The sequence below is a fragment of the Nonomuraea composti genome (assembly GCF_012034275.1).
GTDB classification, from domain to species: Bacteria; Actinomycetota; Actinomycetes; order Streptosporangiales; family Streptosporangiaceae; genus Nonomuraea; species Nonomuraea composti.
This window is the reverse complement of sequence record NZ_JAATEP010000045.1, coordinates 13,661-29,817: the sequence shown is the minus strand read 5'-3', so window position 1 is coordinate 29,817 and position 16,157 is coordinate 13,661. Positions and strand designations below refer to the sequence as shown.

Genomic DNA, 16,157 nt, shown 5'->3' with positions numbered 1-16,157 from the left:
TTCTCCGTGTACGAGACAATTGTTCCTCCGTCCCGGAATTCGACGGAGGAAATGAAAGCGGTTCTCAACGGAGAAGTCCACGAACAAAACAATCGCATGCCGCACTGCAAAAGGTGCGAAATCACTGCGCGAGGCCGGGCGCCCGCGCTCCCCTCACGCCCGCGCTCCCCTCACGCCGGCGCGGAGGCGGCGATGCCGTCGAGGATGAGGCGCAGGCCGTGCGCGAACGCCTCGTCGCTCGTGGGCGCGCCGCCCGTCCGGACCCCTTCGACCGTCAGCGGATGCTCGGCGGCGAAGGCGGCCAGGTCGAAGCCGGCGCCGCTCGCTCGCCGGTCGAGCGCGGCCTGCTCGTTCAGCACGAAACCGAGCGTGTAGTGGCTGATCGCGGTGATCGCGTGCAGGCCCCGCGCGGGCGTGAAGCCGAGCCCGGTCAGCGCCCGCAGCTCCGCCTCGAAGCTCCTGGCCACCTCCGGCCCCGGGTTGCCCACCGCGACCAGGCGCGCGCCGTCGCGGTGCGCGAGCAGCGTGCGCCGGTAGCGGTGCGCGCGGCGCGTCAGCCACGCCCGCCAGCCCTCCCCCTCGGCCGGGCCGCCCATGTCGTGGGCGAGCAGCTCGCGGGCCATCTCGTCGAGCAGCTCCTGCTTGTTGCGGAAGTGCCAGTAGAGCGCCGGGTTCTGGACGCCGAGGCGGGCGGCGAGGCGGCGGACGGACAGACCCTCCAGGCCGGTCTCGTCGAGCAGCTCGAGAGCCGCACGGACGACGGTGTCACGCGCCAGTCCCTTCTGTGCCATCGCCGATCACCTTAACACCGCTAAGCCGACCGCCCCGACTCCGCTGAGCTGTCAGCCGTCCCGGTGCCGGGTGCCGATGACGGCCGTGGCGTCCAGGTCGTCGGAGATGGCCACCTGGGCGGCGAGCCCGGCGGCCCGGACGGACTCGGCGGTCGCCTCCGCCTGGCGCTCGCTGGTCTCCACCAGCAGCCGGCCGCCGGGCGCGAGCCAGGTGGGCGCGCCGGCGATCACCCGGCGCACCACGTCGAGCCCGTCGGCGCCGCCGTCGAGCGCGAGCAGCGGCTCGTGCAGCCGGGCCTCGGGCGGCAGCAGCCCCACGGACTCCGACGGCACGTACGGGGGGCTGGCGATGAGCAGGTCCACCCGTCCGCGCAGGGTGAGGGGCAGCGGGTCGTACAGGTCGCCCTCGTACACCGCCGCCGAGCCCGCCAGGTTCCGCCGCGCGCACCGCACGGCGGCGGGGTCGAGGTCGGCGGCGTGCAGCTCGGCCCGGGGCAGCCCCGCCGCCACCGCGGCGCCCATCGCGCCCGTGCCGCAGCACATGTCCAGGACGACCGGCGTGCCCTCGACCTCGCGCGCCAGGGCCACGGCCGCCTCGATGAGGAACGCGGTGCGCGGCCGCGGCACGAACACGCCCGGCTCGACGTACACCCGCAGCCCGCAGAACTCCGCCCACCCCAGCACGTGCTCAAGGGGCTCCCCCGCGACCCGGCGCGCCACCATGGCGTCGAGGTCGGCGGGGGTGGAGGCGGTGGACAGGAGCAGCTCGGCCTCGTCCTCGGCGAAGACACAGCCGGCGGCGCGAAGGCGGGCAACGATGGCAGCAGTACGGACAGATGACGAGAAAACCGACATGGGAGCCTTCCGGGATGCCGATGGGCGCTCCCGCGGTCACCTAATCCCTGTGGGCCGCTTGAAGAGGAGGGAGCACCCAGACTGACGCAGCGGTAATGGGTCTCACCTCCCAAGAACGGTCCTCCGACGAGACCGACACAGTATCAGCCCGCAGAATCCTCCGCCGGACGGGGGCCACCCGGGGGTCTACGGCTCCCCCGCCGATCGCCGGATCTCCGCGCTGGGCAACGGGGGGCGGCGTGCACGGGCGGTGGGCCGTCGTGCGGGGCGGTGCCCGTGCAGGCGGATTCGCCGTGGATGAGGTGGCAGGTCGGCCGACGGGCCGGACGGCTCGTACACCGGCCACCATCGAGGTGCGCCGGTCCGCACCTCAGGCACGACCGAGCCTCACCAGGCCGGTGCGCTCCTTAGGCGCGGCCGAGCCGGACCATGGCGCGGTACAGGGCCGTGGGCTCCGGCGCCGGCTCCATGGGAGGCAGGTCGGCGCCGGGGGCCGCGTACGCCCGCAGCATCTGCCCCACCAGGCGGCGCCAGGCGCCGGGGGCGCTGTCGGCGGTGGCGGCGACGACGCCGGCGTTGGCCATCAGCAGGACGATGAGGTCCTCGGCGGTGAAGTCGGCGCGCAGGTTGCCGGTGGCCTTGGCGCGGGAGATGAGCTCCAGGAAGCCGTGGTAGGCCTCGGCGCGGCGCGCCTCCAGCGCCTTGGCGGCCGGGAACGTCATGGCCAGCACAGCCGCGAAACCGCGGTCGGCGGCCTGCATCGCGCACACCGACCGGATGAACCCGACGAACCCGTGCCACGGGTCGGGGTCGGCGAGCGCTTCGGCGGTGGTGGCGGCGTAGGCGTCCATGCGGTCGGTGAAGACGGCGTTGATGAGCTCTTCGCGGGTGGCGAAGCGGCGCGACAGGGTGGCCTTGCCGACGCCCGCCTCCCGGGCGACGCACGCCATGGAGACGTCGAGCCCCTGGTCGGCGTACAGGCGGCGGGCGGCGGCCAGGATGCGCTCGCGGTTCCGCTCGGCGTCGGCGCGCAGCTCCGCTCGGGGCTGCGCGCCGTCGGACGGGTCGGGCTCGGCCGTCGTGCTCATCCCCCCATCCTACCGAAGTGGAACGGCCTATCCGTTTTGTTGCAAGGGTGGCGCCACGGAAGCAGCCCTGCACGGAGCGCGAGGCGCCGGGTGTTCCTGCCCCTCGGCGTCAGCGTCAGTGTCAGCGTCAGCGGAACGCCGCAGCGTTGCGGGCCGCCCAGTCGGCGTAGGGGTGCGGGTCGCGGCCGGTCAGGTCCCGTACCGCCGGGGACACCTCCGCCACCTGGCCGACGAACGAGGCGAACAGCGTCAGCATCGAGTCCACCACCGGCGCCGGCGTCTGCGGGATCATCTCGGCCCGAACCTGCTCAGGGGACAACTCCTCCAGGCGCAGCTCGCGCCCCAGGACCTCGCCGAGGATGCGGACCCGCTCCGCCGTGGTCAGCGAGGCGGGGCCGGTCAGTTCGTACGCCTTGCCCGCGTGCCCGTCCTCCAGCAGGGTACGCGCGGCGACGGCGGCGATGTCGCGTTCGTCGATGGGGGCGGTGGCGGCCTCGGCGAAGGGTGCGCGGACGACGCCGTCGTTCTTGACGCCAGGCGCCCACCGCAGGTCGTTGGCCATGAACGCGCCCGGCCGCAGGAACGTCCACGGCAGCCCGGATTCGGTCACGGCCTGCTCGAACTCGGCGTGGAGGCTGCCGATAACCCCCGACTGCTTCATGGTCACCGCCAGCGCGGACAGCAGCACCACGTGCTCGACGCCGGCGCGCTCGGCCTCGTGCAGGAAGCCCCGCACCTGGCCGGCGGCCGGGAACAGGTATGCCCGCCGGGCCCCGCTCAGCGCGGCCCGCAGGTCGTCCGGGCTGGACAGGTCGGCTCTGACCACCTCCACGCCGTCGGGCAGGCCGGCCCGCTCGGGGTTCCTGCTGATCGCGCGGACCCGCTCGCCCGCCTGGAGCAGCAGGTCGACCAGATGACGGCCGACATTGCCCGTCGCCCCTGTCACCAGTATCACGGCTACCTCACTTCGGATATCCGAACTGTTGGGATATCAGGACTGTATCCTGTGGCCGTGATGGACGACGCACCGCCCCCTCGGCTGCCGCGACCGGAGGAGGTCAAGGAAGCCCTCGGCTTCGTGCCGCTGGTGGAGGCCTACTTCCGCCGGGCCCAGACCGAGATGCCCGACGAGCTGCGCGAGATCTTCCGCGGCCACCGGCTCACCGCCCGGCACGGCGCGGTCCTCCCGCAGCTGACGGTGGAGACGTCGCTGAGCGTGAGCGAGCTGGCCGGCCGGATGGGCATGTCGCTGACGACCGCCAGCGAGCTGCTGGGCGATCTCAGCCGGGCCGGCCTGGTCGAGCGCCGGGAGGACCCGGCCAACCGCCGCCGCACGCTGGTGTCGCTGGCCCCTCGGCATCGGGCCATGATCGAGGGGTTCGTCGCTCTCCGTGCCGCGCCTCTGCTGCGCGTCCTCGACGAGCTGTCGCCCGTGGAGCGGCAGGGGTTCGTGGCGGGGCTGGTCGCCTGGGCCCACGAGGTGCGGAACTGGTGACACGGCCGCGACGTACGGTGTGCGCCTTTCAGGCGTGGGCGTGGTCGGGCGGGCCGTTGCCGTCGGGGACCTCCAGGAGGAACTCGGCGCCGCCCTCCAGCGTCCGGGCGATCTCCGACGAGCGCGCCAGCATCGTCTTCTCGTAGTCGCGGACGGCGTCGTCGATGGTCGCCGCGTGCGCGAGCGCGAGCGCGAGGTCGCAGGCGTCGAGCATGGCGAGGTTGACGCCGACGCCCAGCGGCGGCATGAGGTGCGCGGCGTCGCCCAGCAGGGTCACGCCGGGCGCGTGCTCCCAGGTGTGCGGTACGGGCAGGGCGAACAGCGGGCGGTCGACGTACGGGCCGTCGTTGTCGGTGATCAGCCGCAGCAGCGGCGGCGACCAGGACGCGTACTCGCGGGCGAGGTGCGCGCGGATGCCCTGGGTGTCGTCGGGGCGGAGCCCGGCGGCCGCCATCCAGTCGAGCGGGACCTTCCGCATGATGTAGACGCGCAGGTGGCCGCCGCCGTTGCGTTGCGCGAACAGGCCGCGCTCCCCGTCGGCGGCGTGGGCGCTCCCCTGGCCGACCAGCTCGGCGACCTCGGGGTGCGCGTCGCCGAGGTCGTCGAACCACGCCTCCACGAAGCCGACCCCGGTGTAGTGCGGCGTCGCGGGTGACACGGCCGGCCGGACGCGGGAGAAGGCGCCGTCCGCGCCGATGACGAGATCCGCCTCGGCGACCGTGCCGTCGGTGAACGACAAGGTGCGCGGCCCATCGGCCGATCCGCCGACCGAGGCGAGGGTGCGGCCCCACTGGACCGTCCCCTCGGGCAGCGAGCCCAGCAGGAGGTCGCGGAGCCGGCCGCGGTCGATCTCGGGTTTGCGCTTCTCGCCCTCCTCGGGCACGTGGTGGGCCAGGACCCGCCCCGCCGTGTCCATGCTGCGCATCTCCTGCCCCTCGAACCTGGCCAGCGCGTGGAACCGCTCCAGCAGCCCGGCCTCGCGCAGGGCGAGCTGGCCGTCCTCCTCATGCAGGTCGAGCGAGCCGCCCTGGTCGCGGGCGTCCCCGGCGGGGTCGCGGTCGTAGACGGTCACCTCGATGCCGTGCCGCTGAAGGATGCGGGCGCAGGTGAGGCCGCCGGGGCCGGCGCCGATGACGCTGATCCGCGCGTGGGCGGGCGTCGGTGAGCTGCTCATGGTGGATTCCTTCCGGAGGAGGTGAGGCTTCCCGGGGTCAAGAGGGGACCGGGGCCGCGCCTCGGTGGCGCGGTGAGCCGTACGGAGACCACCAAAGCAGAAGTGAGTACAGAAATGCAATAGCTTCAAAAGTGAACTCAGACCAGTTTCGGTTCCGGTCCGGTCATGGGCTACAGTGGCGCCCATGCCCGACTCCCCGCCCGTTGGCCGTCGCGAGCGCAAGAAGGCCGCGACCAGGCAGGCCATCGCCGACGCCGCCCTGGAGCTCTTCCTGGAGCGCGGCTTCGAGCAGGTGAGCGTCCGCGACGTCGCCGACCGGGCCGACGTGTCGACGACGACGCTGTTCACGCACTTCCCGAGCAAGGAGGCGCTGGTCTTCGACCGCGAGGAGGACGTCGAGGCCGGCCTGATCGCCGTGGTCCGCGAGCGGCCCCCTGGTCAGGACGTCGTCGAGGCGCTGCGCGCCCACGCGCTGGAGATGTGGGTGCCGCTCGCGTCGGATCCGCGGCTGCGCGGCTTCACCGAGCTGGTGGACCGGACACCCGCGCTGCGCGAGTACGCGGAACGGATGTGGACGCGGCACGCCGCCGCCCTGGGCTCCGCGATCGCGCAGGAGCTGGGCCGGGACGCCGACGATCTCGCCTGCTGGGCGCTGGCCCGGTTCGTCCTGCAGATCCCGGCCCTGGCCAGAAGCCGGCAGGATCCGCGGACGGCGGTGCAGACGGTGTTCGACCTGCTGGTCCACGGCTGGCGGGCGCAGTCCGCCTCTTGACGCCGGTTCAGCGCGCCCCGGCCGCCAGGTGGCCGGTGAGGTGGGCGATCACCTCGCGGGCGTCCGCTTCGATGCCGTTGATGAACGTGGACCGGCGCCGGCGCAGGAAGGGCAGCCCGAGCGCGTACAGGCCGGGGTGATCGACGATGCCGCCGTCGTGGCGCAGCCGTCCCTTGTCGTCGAGCACGGGGACGTGGAGCCAGTCATGGTCGGGGCGGAAGCCGGTCGCCCACACGATCGTGCGGATCTCGCCACCGCGCAGGTCGAGCCGCAGGCGAGCCCGTTCGGGCACGCGGGTCGGCGGTAGCCGATCAGCGGGGCCGGGATCGACGCCGTGCGTGCGGGCCCACGCGTCGAACGTGTCGAGCAGGCGTTCCATCTTGAGGTCGGCGAGCGAGAACACGTTCCGCAGCCCGCCGGAGAACAGCGCCCACCCGTCGCGGACGGCGGCCCAGCGGCCCACCAGCTCGACGCCCATGGCGGTGAGCGCGTTGAGGTCGAGCGTGGCGCGCTCGGGGGTGCCGGCGAGCTGGGGCGAGGGCAGCCGGCGGGCCCGCGCCAGGTCCTCGACCTCGTCGTGGCGCTGGTCCCAGACGCCTGAGGCGTCCATCCACCACAGCACGTCGCGCCCGCGGTAGGTGCGGGGCAGCCGCACGTGCTCCCCCACTGACAGGACGACCGGCCGCCCCGAGCGGCGCAGCTCGGCGGCGAGCTGCACGCCGGTCGCCGACGCGCCGACCACCAGCACGCCGCCGTCGGGGAGCTGCCCCGGCTCGCGGTAGTCGAACGCGGTGAGCTGCCGCACGGACGGCGGCACCGCCTCGCTGAACGGCGGCACCACGGGCCGGTTGCAGGCGCCGCCGGCGATGACGACGACCCGGCAGCGGATCTCGCCGCGGCTCGTCGTCACGCGGTAGCCGTCGCCGTCCGGCCGCACGGAGGTGACCTCGGTGCCGGTCCTGACGGGGGCCTGCGAGAGGGCGGCGAAACCCTCGATGAACCGGGTCACCTCCTTGGCGGTCATGTAGCCGTCGGGGTCCGGCCCTTCGTAGGCGTGGCCGGGCAGGCGGGTCTGCCAGTTGGGGGTGAGCAGCCGGAAGGAGTCCCAGCGCTCGCGCCGCCAGGAGTTGGCGACCTCGCCGCGCTCGATCACGAGGTGGTCGATGGAGCGTTCGCGCAGGAAGTGGCTCGCGGTGAGACCGGCGTGCCCGGCGCCGACCACGACGGCGGTGACGTGCTCGATGACTGGCCCCTCTCAGATGCGCTCGGCTCTCTCATACGCGCTCGGCGCCTCAGACGTGCCCGGCTCTCAGGCGACCTGGACGGTGACGTTCGTCGGGTTCGTCAGGGCGTCGAAGACGGCCGAGCGCTTCTGCGACTGGGCCACCAGCGCCTGGATGTCCTGCTTGGAGGCGTCGGCGTCGATGTGGAAGGTCACGGTGATGTCGTCGAAGCCGTTGCGGACGTCGGGGTCGGCGCCGAGGATCCCGCGGATGTCGTGGGTACCTTCGAGGGTGGCCTCGACCGAGCGGAGCTGGATGCCGCGGTTCTGGGCGACGGACGCGACGCCGGCGGTCAGGCAGCTCGCCAGGCCGACGAGCAGGTACTCGATGGGCGTGATGCCCTGGTCCTCGGCGGCGAAGACCTCGGGGTGGTCGGCGTCGAAGACGGCCTCGCTCTTGTGGCTGCGCTCCTGCCCGAGGCCGTAGAACTCCTTGACGGTCGTGGTGCTGTGGACGCCGCCGCGCCACGTGGAGGTGGCCCGCCAGACGAACCGGGCGGCCTCGGGCGCGCCCTTCAGTACCTCGCGCGCCTCCAGCAGCGCCTGGACGTTGACTCCGTTGGCGACCGTGGTCATACCGCTCCTCCCACTCCCTGCATTTCCGGTAGGTATTTGACCATACACCGCCCGTGGCGGTTACGATAAGACCCATGTCGCAGCCGGCCACCACGCTCGCGCCCGGCAGCGTCGGGGTGGTGGAGACCCGCCACCTCGACCTGCCGGAGCCGGTCCCCCTCGACTGCGGCCGGGAGCTGCACCCCGTCCGGGTCGCCTACGAGACCTACGGCACCCTGTCGCCCCGCCGCGACAACGTCGTCCTGGTGTGCCACGCGCTCAGCGGCGACGCGCACGCGGCGGGCCTGTCCAGGGCGCCGTCCGGCGGCAGCGCCCGCGACGGGTTCGGGGCCGAAGGGCACGGCAAGGGGCTCGGCTGGTGGGACGGGATGATCGGCCCCGGCAAGGCGTTCGACACCGACCGGTTCTTCGTCGTCTCGACGAACCTGCTAGGGGGCTGCCGGGGCACGACCGGGCCGTCCTCGATCGACCCGGCGACCGGCGAGCCGTACGGGCCCGACTTCCCCGTGATCACGGTCGCCGACATGGTCCGCACGCAGCGCGCCTTCCTCGACGCGCTGGGCATCGAGCGGCTGGCGGCGGTGGCCGGCGGCTCGCTCGGCGGGATGCAGGCACTGCAGTGGGCGGTGCTCTACCCCGACCAGGTCGACGCGGTCATCCCGATCGCCAGCACGCACGCGCTGCACCCGCAGGGGGTCGCCTGGAACGCGATCGCGCGCGAGGCGATCCTGCGCGACCCGGCCTGGCAGGGCGGCCGCTACCACGGCACCGGCCGCGCCCCCGACGCCGGCATGGGCATCGGGCGGATGGTCGGCCACATCACGTACCTGTCGGCGCCCGCGCTGGAGGTCAAGTTCGGGCGGCGGCTGCGCTCCGGCGACGGCCCGCACTACACGATCACCGACCCGGAGTTCGAGGTGGAGGGCTACCTGCGCCACCAGGCCGAGGCGTTCGTCAAGCGCTTCGACGCCAACACCTACCTCTACACCTCGCGCGCGCTGACGTACTTCGACCTGGCCCGGCAGCACGGCGGCGGGTCGCTGGCGCGGGCGCTGGAGGGCGTCTCGGCGCGCACCCTGCTGATCGCCTTCAGCTCCGACTGGCTGTATCCGCCGTCGGCGTCGGAGGAGATCGCGGGGGCGCTGCGCGCGCTCGGCAAGCCGGTCGAGCTGCACGTCATCGAGGCGCCCTACGGGCACGACTGCTTCCTGCTGGAGGAGGCGCGGCAGACGCCCGTCATCCGCCGGTTCCTGGCTCAGCCCGTCCAAGAGAGAGGCTCTTCGTGACCGACCAGCTCCCCCGCGCCGAACAGGCCCGCGAGTTCGGGTTCGAGACCCGGCAGCTGCACGCCGGGCAGCGGCCGGACCCGAACACGGGCGCCCGCGCGGTGCCGATCTTCCAGACGACCAGCTACGTCTTCGAGGACCCCGAGTCCGCGGCGGCGTACTTCAACCTCCAGGAGTACGGGAACACGTACTCGCGCATCATGAACCCGACGGTCGCGGTGTTCGAGGAGCGGGTGGCGAACCTGGAGGGCGGCGCCGGCGCGGTGGCCTTCGCCAGCGGCATCGCCGCGCAGGCGGCCGCGCTGTTCACGCTGCTGCAGCCGGGCGACCACGTGGTGTCGTCCTCGGCCCTGTACGGCGGCACGGTGAACCAGCTCAAGCACCTGCTGCGCAAGATGGGCGTCGAGCTGACCTGGGTCGATCCCGACGATCCGGACGCGTGGCGGAAAGCGGTGCAGGCGAACACGAAGGCGTTCTTCGGCGAGACGATCGGCAACCCGGCCGGGAACGTGCTCGACATCGAGACCGTGGCGGCCGTCGCGCACGAGCACGAGCTGCCGCTGATCGTGGACAACACGTTCGCGACGCCGTACCTGTGCCGCCCGATCGAATGGGGCGCCGACATCGTGGTCCACTCGGCGACCAAGTTCATCGGCGGGCACGGCACGAGCATCGGCGGGGTGGTCGTGGAGGCGGGCACGTTCGACTGGTCGAACGGGCGCTTCCCGGTGGTCGCGGACCCGTCGCCGGCCTACCACGGGCTGCGCTTCCACGAGACGTTCGGCGAGTACGGCTACCTGATGAAGCTGCGCGCCGAGACCCTGCGCGACCTCGGCGCGGCGCTGTCGCCGTTCAACGCCTTCCTGTTCCTGCAGGGGCTGGAGACGCTGTCGCTGCGCATGGACCGCCACGTGGGCAACGCGCGGGCGGTCGCCGCGTTCCTCCGGTCGCACGAGCTGGCCTCCGCCGTCACCTACCCGGGCCTGCCCGACAGCCCTTACCGGCCGCTGGTGGACAAGTACCTGCCGCGCGGCGCCGGCGCGGTGTTCTCCTTCGACTGCGCCGGCGGCCGGGCGGGCGGGCAGGGGCTGATCGGCGGCCTGACGCTCTGGTCGCACCTGGCGAACGTCGGCGACGCCAAGAGCCTCGTCATCCACCCGGCCAGCACCACGCACCGCCAGCTCGGCGACGACGAGCTGCGCGCGGCCGGGGTCGGCCCCGGCACGGTGCGGCTGTCGGTCGGCATCGAGAACGTCGAGGACCTGATCTGGGACCTGGAGCAGGCCCTGGCCCGCGTCGCAGAAGGGATCGGCGCCGCAGAAGGGATCGGCGCCGCAGAAGGGATCGGCGCCGGAGAAGGGATCGGCACGGCATGACCGGACTCGACCGCTACCAGGACCCGCTGACGATCCAGCGCGTGCTGCACTCGACCACGACGATCGCGATCGTCGGCCTGTCCGGCAACGAGCTGCGGGCCAGCCACTTCGTCGGCTACTACCTCAAGCGGCACGGCTACCGGGTCATCCCGGTCAACCCGCGCGAGAAGGAGATCCTGGGCGAGACCAGCTATCCGGGCCTGGCCGACGTGCCCGTCCCGGTCGACCTCGTGAACGTCTTCCGCGCCCCCGACGCCCTGCCGGGGATCGCCCGGGAGACGGTGGCGATCGGCGCCAAGGCGCTGTGGTGCCAGTTCGGCGTGATCAACGAGGAGGGGGCGCGGATCGCCGAGGACGGCGGCGTGAGCGTGATCATGGACCGGTGCCTGAAGGTCGAGCACGCGCGGTACGTGGGGCGGATGCACTGGCTCGGCTTCAACACCCGCCGCATCACCTCGGTCCGGAGCGGCCTGCAGTAGCCCGGCGCGCCTCGGTGACGCACCATGAGCCTTCCCCATAAATCTGGTAGGTAATATTGACTTTAAGCGGCCGGTCGCCGTAGCTTCGTGCTCATGAGCCCCCCGAGCAGGCGGTCGAGGTGGTGACCTCGACCGCGGCCCCCTCGACCACCGTCCCCGGCGGCGGACCCGCGTCCGCCACCAGGCGCGCCCGTCCGGCCGCCCGCAGGATCGCGGTGCGCGTGCTCGCCGCCGCCGCGCTGCTCGGCCTGTGGCAGGTCGCCGCCGCCGCGGCGGCCAACCCCGCCTTCATCCCCTCCCCCGGCGCCGTGTGGGAGCAGCTCCTGCGGCTGTCCACGACGCACGACGGCGTCCGCGGCTACAGCGGCAGCCTGCTCGTCGAGCACCTGGGCGTCAGCCTGCGGCGCATCCTCATCGGGTCCGCGATCGGCGTGGCCGGCGGGCTCGTCGCGGGCGTCGTGCTCGGCACCGTGCCGTGGATCCGCGTCGTGGCCGAGCCGGTGGTGACGTTCGTGCGGGCGCTGCCGCCGCTGGCGTACTTCAGCCTGCTCATCATCTGGTTCGGCATCGACGAGACGCCCAAGCTGTGGCTGCTGGCGATCGCGGCGCTGCCGCCGGTCGCGGTGGCCACCGCCGCCGCCGTGCACGGCGCGCCGGCGCACCTGGTCGAGGCGGCCAGGGCGCTCGGCGCCTCGCGGCGCGACGTCATCAGAGACGTGGTGCTGCCCAGCGCGCTGCCGGAGATCTTCACCGGGGTACGCCTGGCCGTCGGCATCGCGTACTCGTCCGTCGTCGCCGCCGAGACCGTCAACGGGGTGCCCGGCATCGGCGGCATGGTGCGCGACGCCCAGCGTTACCTGCAGACCGACGTCGTGGTGCTGGGCCTGCTGGCCATCGGCCTGTCGGGCCTGCTCATCGACGGCCTGCTGCGGCTCGCCGAGAAACGGCTCATCCCCTGGCGGGGCCGCTCGTGACCCGCCGCACGTCCCCCATGAGGAAGCCGCCATGCGTCTGAGAATCCTGCTGACCTTCGTGCTGGCCGCCGTCCTGGCCGCCTGCGGCGACGGCACCGCGTCCCAGGGAGGCGGCGCCCCGGCGAACCGCATCCGCCTGGCCTACCAGGCCTTCCCCAGCGGCGACCTCATCGTCAAGAACAAGAGGTGGCTGGAGGAGGCGTTGCCCGGATACCGGATCCAGTGGACGAAGTTCGACTCCGGCGCCAGCATCAACACGGCCTTCGTGGCCGGCAGCGTGGACATCGCCGCCATCGGCTCCAGCCCCGTCGCCCGGGGGCTGTCGGCGCCGCTGAACATCCCGTACCAGGTGGCGTTCGTGCTCGACGTGGCCGGCGACAACGAGGCCCTGGTCGTCAGGAACGACAGCGGCGTGTCGTCCATCGAGGGCCTGCGCGGCAAGAAGGTCGCCACGTCGTTCGCCTCGACCGCCCACTACAGCCTGCTGGCCGCGCTCGACCGGGCCGGGATCCGCGAGTCGGAGCTGACCGTCGTCGACCTCGAACCGCAGGACATCCTCGCCTCCTGGACGCGCGGCGACATCGACGCCGCCTACACCTGGCTGCCCACCCTCAAGGAGCTGAAGAGGAACGGCAAGGTGCTCGTCGCCAGCCGGGAGCTGGCCACGGCCGGCAAGCCCACGCTGGACCTCGGGGTGGTCTCCACCGCCTTCCTCAAGGCGCACCCGCAGGCGGTGGACGCCTGGCGCAAGGCCGAGGCCAGAGCGTTGCGGCTCATCGCCGACGACCGGGCCGCGGCCGCCGCGGCCGTCGCCGCCGAGCTCAACCTCACCGCGCAGGACGCCGAGGAGCAGCTCGGCCAGGGCGTCTTCCTCAAGCCCGCCGACCTGGCCTCCCCGGAGTGGCTCGGCACGCCCGAACGGCCCGGCGCCCTGGCCGCCGGCCTCGTCAGCGCCGCGCAGTTCCTCAAGGACCAGCAGAAGATCGACGCCGTACCCGACCTGGCGACCGTGCGCGACGCCATCTACACCAAGGGCCTGCCCGATGTCCTCGCCCCCTGACAGCGCCGTGCACGTGCGGGACGTCGTCCACGTGTACGGGACCGGCTCCGACATGGTGACCGCGCTCGGTCCGATCTCGCTCGACGTGCCGCGCGGCTCGTTCCTCGTGATCGTGGGCGCGTCCGGCTGTGGCAAGAGCACGCTGCTGCGCCTGATCGCCGGCTTCGAACGGCCCACCGCCGGGATCGTCCGCACCGCCGGAGCCGCGCCGGTGCCCGGCACCGGCGCCGGGATCGTCTTCCAGCAGCCCCGGCTGTTCCCGTGGAAGAGCGTGGGCGGCAACGTGGAGCTGGCCCTGCGCTACGCCGGCGTCCCGCGCGAGGAGCGCGCCCGCCGGGTGCCCGAGCTGCTGGACCGGGTCGGCCTGCACGACGTGACCCGCCGCCGGACGTGGCAGCTGTCCGGCGGGCAGCAGCAGCGGGTGGCCATCGCCAGGGCGCTGGCCGGTGACGATCCGCTGCTGCTGCTCGACGAGCCGTTCGCGGCCCTGGACGCGCTCACCCGCGAGCGGCTGCAGGAGGACCTGCGGCGGGTCAGCGAGCAGACGGGACGCACGTCCGTGTTCGTCACCCACAGCGTCGAGGAGGCCGTCTTCCTCGGCAGCCGGGTCGTCGTGCTGACCAGCAGGCCCGGCCAGATCGCCCTCGACCTCGACATCCCGCTGCCCCGCGACGGCCTGGAGCCCGACGAGCTGCGTGCCCTGCCCGAATACGCGGCCCTGCGCGCCACCGTCGGCCACGCCGTCCGCGAGGCCGCCGGCTGACCACCACACCAAGGCTGACCACCACACCAAGGCTGACCACTCCGCAAGGCTGACCACCGCACGACAAGGAGCGCCCATGTCCACACCCCTGGCCACCGAGCTCACCCTGCGCCCGCTCGGCCCGCACTTCGGCGCGCGCGTCGAAGGGCTCGACCTGGCGACCGCCGGCGACGAGGAACTGGCCGCCGTCCGGGCCGCCCTCGTCGAGCGGAAGGTGCTCTTCTTCTCCGGGCAGACCCTCGACGAGGACGGCCAGGTCGCGCTGGGCCGCCGCCTCGGCGAGCTGACCGCCTCCCACCCTGTCGTGGGCGGCGTGGACGAGGACCACCCGGAGATCTACGCGCTCGACAGCGCCGACAACGGCTTCGCCGACGTCTGGCACACCGACGTGACCTTCATGCCCCGCCCGCCGCTCGGCTCGATCCTGCGCGCCGTGACGCTGCCGCCCACCGGCGGGGACACGAGCTGGGCCGACAGCCAGCTCGCCTACGACTCCCTGTCCGCCCCGGTACGCGAGCTGGCCGACCAGCTCACCGCCGTGCACGACGGCAACCGCGAGTTCGGCTACTACCTGGCCCAGCGGCGCGGCGGCCGGGGCAGCGTCTGGGACGGCGAGGTCGTCACCCGGCTCGACCCGGTGGAGCACCCCGTCGTCCGCGTCCACCCGGAGACCGGGCGCAAGGGCCTGTTCGTCAACCCCGGCTTCACCTCGCACATCGTCGGCGTGTCGGAGGCCGAGAGCCGGCACCTCCTCGACCTGTTCTACGGCCACCTGACCAAGCCGGAGCACATCGTCCGCCACCGCTGGAGCCTCGGCGACGTCGCCATGTGGGACAACCGCAGCACCGCCCACTACGCCAACCGCGACTACGGCACCGCCCACCGGGTCATGCACCGCATCACGCTGCGCGGCGACCGCCCGTTCGGGCCCGCCCGCCCATAAGACGGCACCGGTTACGCTGCCGGGATGAACGCCGACGAAGTGCTCGCGATCCACCACGGCCTCGCCGCCGAGAACGTCCCGGTCTGGATCGACGGCGGGTGGTGCGTCGACGCCCTGCTCGGCAGGCAGACCCGCGAGCACTCCGACCTCGATCTCGCCGTCGCTCGCGAGCACGCCCGGCGTCTCGCGGAGGTGTTCGCGGAGTGGGGTTATGCGCGGCAGGAACGGAAGGGTACGACCGACTGGAACTACGTGGTGGCGACCGGCAGCGGCGGCACGGTCGACGTCCACGTGTTCGCCTACGACGACCAGGGACGCCACACGTACGGGATCGAGTATCCCTACGGGTCCCTGACGGGCAGCGGGGTCATCGGCGGGCAGGAGGTGCGGTGCGTGGCCCCTGAGTGGATGTTCCGGTTCAAGACGGCGTACCCGCCGAAGGACAAGGATCTCGAGGACGTCCGCGCTCTCGCCGAGCGGTACGGGTTCGAGATCCCGGCCACGCATCGCCGCCCCGCGCCTCCGTCCTGAAAACGCCCCGCTGAAAACGCCCCGCTGAAAAACGGCCCGCTGAAAAACGGCCCGCTGAAAAACGGCCCGCTGAAGGCGCTACGCGCTCGCCGCGGCGCCTTCGTCGTCGTCCTCGCGCTTCGCGGGCTCCGGCGGCGGCTGCGAGGTGAGCCTCGCGGTCATCCAGCACGCGGCTCCGGAGACGGCCAGAGCGCCGCCGATGGCGGCCAGCGTCAGCAGGCCCGCCTTGCCGTCGGCCCGCAAGCGCTCCGGCGGGGCAGAGCCGGGGCCGGGGGTCTTCGCGCCGGCGGCGTCGTCGCACTCCTGCATGCGGCCGGTGATCGTGTCCGGCTCCCAGCAGAGCGGGTCGTCGGGGAAGAGGGCGTCGTCGTCATCGGGGCCCTCCCCGTGGTCTCTCTGCGCCAGGTACGCGGGCGCCGGCAACGGGGGTGCCAGAGCGTGGGCTCCGGCTTCGAGCAGCGGCATCGTCGCCAGGACGACGACCATCGTGCCTGCGACCGGTGCGAGCCGCCGCATCACCAGCCCCATTTTCCTCCCTCACCCCAGGTGCCCCGCTCACATCGTCCCCCGCGACGCGGCTGTGGAACCCTGACCTGGGCCTTCGATCGGCCGGGCCGGGAACCTGGCGGGCGGGCCGCTCGTTGGCGTTGCTGACCGGTGCCGTCATACGAACACGAAACGGAGCAGCGAGCCCTCTGTGGAGGAGTGCAGT

Annotated in this window: 18 protein-coding genes; 10 read left to right on the top strand and 8 right to left on the bottom strand. The window is 72.9% G+C overall.

Features of this window, described 5'->3' with window-relative positions; all coding sequences use genetic code 11:
• Positions 1-170: 170 nt before the first annotated feature.
• The 4 genes from HCN51_RS42795 to HCN51_RS42780 form a co-directional block, all read right to left on the bottom strand.
• Complete coding sequence (locus tag HCN51_RS42795; protein ID WP_240973833.1) at positions 171-791, bottom strand: TetR/AcrR family transcriptional regulator C-terminal domain-containing protein; 621 nt, start codon at positions 789-791, stop codon at positions 171-173.
• A gap of 51 nt (positions 792-842) precedes the next feature.
• Positions 843-1,646, bottom strand: a complete 804-nt coding sequence (locus HCN51_RS42790) for a putative protein N(5)-glutamine methyltransferase (RefSeq protein ID WP_168017726.1) — start codon at positions 1,644-1,646, stop codon at positions 843-845.
• Between the two features lie 407 nt (positions 1,647-2,053).
• Positions 2,054-2,734, bottom strand: a complete 681-nt coding sequence (locus HCN51_RS42785) for a TetR/AcrR family transcriptional regulator (RefSeq protein ID WP_168017725.1) — start codon at positions 2,732-2,734, stop codon at positions 2,054-2,056.
• Positions 2,735-2,861: 127 nt separating this feature from the next.
• Positions 2,862-3,689, bottom strand: a complete 828-nt coding sequence (locus HCN51_RS42780; RefSeq protein ID WP_168017724.1) for an NAD(P)H-binding protein — start codon at positions 3,687-3,689, stop codon at positions 2,862-2,864.
• A 60-nt stretch (positions 3,690-3,749) separates the two neighbouring features.
• Between HCN51_RS42780 and HCN51_RS42775 the strand changes: the two genes are divergently transcribed.
• Positions 3,750-4,229 (top strand): MarR family winged helix-turn-helix transcriptional regulator, encoded by a 480-nt coding sequence (locus tag HCN51_RS42775; protein WP_080046628.1) that lies wholly within the window; start codon positions 3,750-3,752, stop codon positions 4,227-4,229.
• Between the two features lie 28 nt (positions 4,230-4,257).
• Here the strand turns inward: HCN51_RS42775 and HCN51_RS42770 are convergent, their stop codons facing one another.
• Positions 4,258-5,403: an FAD-dependent oxidoreductase gene (locus HCN51_RS42770; RefSeq protein WP_168017723.1), complete on the bottom strand. Its 1,146-nt coding sequence runs from the start codon at positions 5,401-5,403 to the stop codon at positions 4,258-4,260.
• A gap of 184 nt (positions 5,404-5,587) precedes the next feature.
• Here HCN51_RS42770 and HCN51_RS42765 point away from each other — a divergent pair, with 184 nt between their 5' ends.
• Positions 5,588-6,175, top strand: coding sequence for a TetR/AcrR family transcriptional regulator (locus tag HCN51_RS42765; protein ID WP_168017722.1), 588 nt, complete (start codon positions 5,588-5,590; stop codon positions 6,173-6,175).
• 7 nt (positions 6,176-6,182) lie between these two features.
• On the opposite strand, the gene HCN51_RS42760 is transcribed toward HCN51_RS42765, so the two are convergent.
• Both HCN51_RS42760 and HCN51_RS42755 read right to left on the bottom strand, forming a co-directional pair.
• Complete coding sequence (locus HCN51_RS42760) at positions 6,183-7,397, bottom strand: NAD(P)-binding domain-containing protein (RefSeq protein WP_346433998.1); 1,215 nt, start codon at positions 7,395-7,397, stop codon at positions 6,183-6,185.
• Positions 7,398-7,484: 87 nt separating this feature from the next.
• Positions 7,485-8,033 carry an OsmC family protein gene (locus tag HCN51_RS42755; protein WP_168017721.1) on the bottom strand — a complete coding sequence of 183 codons (549 nt, stop codon included), beginning with the start codon at positions 8,031-8,033 and terminating at the stop codon, positions 7,485-7,487.
• Between the two features lie 74 nt (positions 8,034-8,107).
• On the opposite strand from HCN51_RS42755, the gene metX reads away from it, so the two are divergent.
• The 8 genes from metX to HCN51_RS42715 all read left to right on the top strand — a co-directional run bounded on the left by metX (position 8,108) and on the right by HCN51_RS42715 (position 15,445).
• Positions 8,108-9,319 carry a homoserine O-acetyltransferase MetX gene (gene metX / locus HCN51_RS42750; protein ID WP_168017720.1) on the top strand — a complete coding sequence of 404 codons (1,212 nt, stop codon included), beginning with the start codon at positions 8,108-8,110 and terminating at the stop codon, positions 9,317-9,319.
• Positions 9,316-10,695 carry an O-acetylhomoserine aminocarboxypropyltransferase/cysteine synthase family protein gene (locus HCN51_RS42745; protein WP_346433997.1) on the top strand — a complete coding sequence of 460 codons (1,380 nt, stop codon included), beginning with the start codon at positions 9,316-9,318 and terminating at the stop codon, positions 10,693-10,695. The genes metX and HCN51_RS42745 overlap by 4 nt, the downstream gene beginning before the upstream one ends.
• A complete protein-coding gene (locus tag HCN51_RS42740) occupies positions 10,692-11,174 on the top strand; it encodes a CoA-binding protein (protein WP_168017719.1) in 483 nt (160 codons plus the stop codon). Before HCN51_RS42745 ends, HCN51_RS42740 begins: the two co-directional genes overlap by 4 nt.
• Positions 11,175-11,296: 122 nt before the next feature.
• The gene (locus HCN51_RS42735) at positions 11,297-12,148 is read left to right on the top strand and encodes an ABC transporter permease (protein ID WP_346433996.1); all 852 of its coding nucleotides are present in this window, start codon (positions 11,297-11,299) and stop codon (positions 12,146-12,148) included.
• Positions 12,149-12,179: 31 nt separating this feature from the next.
• On the top strand, positions 12,180-13,208 hold the full coding sequence (locus HCN51_RS42730; protein WP_168017717.1) for a taurine ABC transporter substrate-binding protein: 1,029 nt from the start codon (positions 12,180-12,182) through the stop codon (positions 13,206-13,208).
• Entirely contained in the window at positions 13,192-13,971 is a 780-nt protein-coding gene (locus HCN51_RS42725; RefSeq protein WP_080037942.1) for an ABC transporter ATP-binding protein, read from the top strand. Before HCN51_RS42730 ends, HCN51_RS42725 begins: the two co-directional genes overlap by 17 nt.
• A 76-nt stretch (positions 13,972-14,047) precedes the next feature.
• The gene (locus HCN51_RS42720) at positions 14,048-14,914 is read left to right on the top strand and encodes a TauD/TfdA dioxygenase family protein (protein WP_168017716.1); all 867 of its coding nucleotides are present in this window, start codon (positions 14,048-14,050) and stop codon (positions 14,912-14,914) included.
• 24 nt (positions 14,915-14,938) lie between these two features.
• Positions 14,939-15,445, top strand: a complete 507-nt coding sequence (locus tag HCN51_RS42715; protein ID WP_168017715.1) for a nucleotidyltransferase domain-containing protein — start codon at positions 14,939-14,941, stop codon at positions 15,443-15,445.
• 78 nt (positions 15,446-15,523) lie between these two features.
• Here HCN51_RS42715 and HCN51_RS42710 read toward each other — a convergent pair whose 3' ends face one another.
• Complete coding sequence (locus tag HCN51_RS42710; protein ID WP_168017714.1) at positions 15,524-15,973, bottom strand: hypothetical protein; 450 nt, start codon at positions 15,971-15,973, stop codon at positions 15,524-15,526.
• Between the last annotated feature and the right edge of the window lie 184 nt (positions 15,974-16,157).